We start from the raw sequence: 2,155 nt of genomic DNA on the forward strand, positions 1-2,155 counted from the left end.
GGGTGCGGCAGGGACAAGGCAGGGGAGGGTAAAAATGCTATCGGAAAAGGAGCTGTTTGCGCAACAGGAGCAAGGGCTGAAGCCGGATTTGATCAAAAATCAGCGGCTACATCTGCTCCCAGGGCAAGCCTTCAAAGCGCCAGCCGCTCAGGGTGGAGCGCTGGAACTGCTCGTCGAGCTCGCCTTCAAAACCGTGTACCACGTTGATGACTTCGGCAAAACCCGCCGCCTCCAGCGCCTGGCCCGCGGCCAGCGTGCGCTGGCCCGAGCGGCAGATCAGCAAGACCGGCTGCTCCTTGCCGTTGGCCTCGCGCTCGACCGCCTCGGCGAACCGGGTCGGGTCGGGCTGCAGGTCGGGGTACTCGTACCAGGGCACGTTGACCACCCCAGGCGGCCGGCCCACATACAGCGACTCGATTTCCATGCGCACATCGACAAACAGGGCGTCGGGGTGCTGCTGCAGGTAGTCCCAGGCTTCTTGGGGTTGGAGGTGTGTCATGGGGCGGGCTCGGATGTAAGCGCTATTGTCAGGCAAAGCCGGCGCGCCAGGCCGGGCTTGGCGGAAGGTGAATGGACCGCCGGTTTGGCAGGTGCAGGGCCATCGACCTAAAATGCAGCCATGAAGCCGCTTATCTACACCCGGGGCCAGCAGTTGCCCGCCATTCTGGAAAAACGCATCGCCATCCTCGACGGGGCGATGGGCACCATGATCCAGCGCTTCAAGCTGAACGAGGCGCAGTACCGCGGCGAACGTTTCAAGGACTTCCCCAAGGACGTCAAGGGCAACAACGAGTTGTTGAGCCTGACGCGCCCCGACGTGATCCAGGACATCCACGAAGGCTACCTGGCCGCCGGCGCCGACATGGTAGAAACCAACACCTTCGGCGCCACCACCGTGGCGCAGGCCGACTACGACATGGCCGACCTCGCCGTCGAGATGAATTACGAGTCCGCCCGTATTGCCCGCGCCGCCTGCGACAAATTCTCCACGCCGGACAAACTGCGGTTTGTGGTCGGCGCCCTCGGCCCCACCCCCAAAACCGCCAGCATCAGCCCCGACGTCAACGACCCGGGTGCGCGCAACACCAGCTTCGAGGAACTGCGCAAGGCTTATTACGAACAGACCGAGGCGCTGGTTAAAGGCGGCGCCGATGCGCTGCTGGTCGAAACCATTTTCGACACGCTCAACGCCAAGGCCGCGCTGTTTGCGATTGACGAGTATTTCGAGAACTCCGGCGAACGCCTGCCCCTGATCATCAGCGGCACGGTCACCGATGCCTCGGGCCGCATCCTGAGCGGCCAGACCGTCACCGCCTTCTGGCACAGCATCCGCCATGCGCGGCCGCTGGCTGTGGGCCTCAATTGCGCCTTGGGTGCGGCGCTGATGCGCCCCTACATCCAGGAGCTCGCGCGTGTGGCCGGCGACACCTTCATCAGCTGCTACCCCAATGCCGGCCTGCCCAATCCGATGAGCGACACCGGGTTTGACGAGACACCGGACGTGACTTCGCGCCTGCTGCGCGAGTTTGCCGAAGAGGGCCTGGTCAATATCGTGGGGGGCTGCTGCGGGACTACGCCCGAACACATCGGGGCGATTCACCAGGCGGTCGAGCCACTGGCGCCGCGCGGCATCCAACGCGACTACTTCTACAAGGAAGCGGCCTGAGACGCTGTCATCCCGGACTTGATCCGGGATCCATGTTTGCTGTCCCCCGCGTTGTTCAAGGTGCGGTAGCTTGCCAGCAAGCCGGGGGTTGCCCGGCGGCAACTCACTTTTCTTTTGCGTCGCCAAAAGAAAAGTAAGCAAAAGAAAAGGCGACCCGATGGTCCGGGTCCCCTGCGCTGCGCTTCGGGGCAACCTGTGGTGCTCGGTAAAAGCGGGGTCTGGCTAAACTCGCCTGCGGCTCAAACAACGCCAGCCCTGATCCGCTTTTGCCTGCGCTCCTCGGCCCAGCCCGACGGGTTGGGGGGACGAATGCGGATTCGGGGAGACGATGACGCGCTTTGCGCGTCATTGTCGGAGTACGGGACTGTCATGTGTGCACGCGGGTGCAGCACACGTTGCCAAATGAAGCTCCCCGCCATCGCCCAGCGGGGCGAGGGAGGGGCGGGGGGAGGGAGTGGGGAGTTGCGCCTACTGCCCCATCCCAACCAC

The 2,155-nt window shown here is 64.0% G+C and carries 2 protein-coding genes; one reads left to right on the top strand and one right to left on the bottom strand.

Features of this window, described 5'->3' with window-relative positions:
• Positions 1 to 106: 106 nt before the first annotated feature.
• Positions 107 to 499, bottom strand: coding sequence for a rhodanese-like domain-containing protein (locus B7G52_RS22955; RefSeq protein ID WP_096699972.1), 393 nt, complete (start codon positions 497 to 499; stop codon positions 107 to 109).
• A 120-nt stretch (positions 500 to 619) separates the two neighbouring features.
• Here B7G52_RS22955 and B7G52_RS22960 point away from each other — a divergent pair, with 120 nt between their 5' ends.
• The gene (locus B7G52_RS22960) at positions 620 to 1,666 is read left to right on the top strand and encodes a homocysteine S-methyltransferase family protein (RefSeq protein WP_096699973.1); all 1,047 of its coding nucleotides are present in this window, start codon (positions 620 to 622) and stop codon (positions 1,664 to 1,666) included.
• Positions 1,667 to 2,155 lie beyond the last annotated feature (489 nt).

It is taken from the genome of Polaromonas sp. AER18D-145 (assembly GCF_002379095.1).
GTDB lineage: Bacteria > Pseudomonadota > Gammaproteobacteria > Burkholderiales > Burkholderiaceae_C > Polaromonas.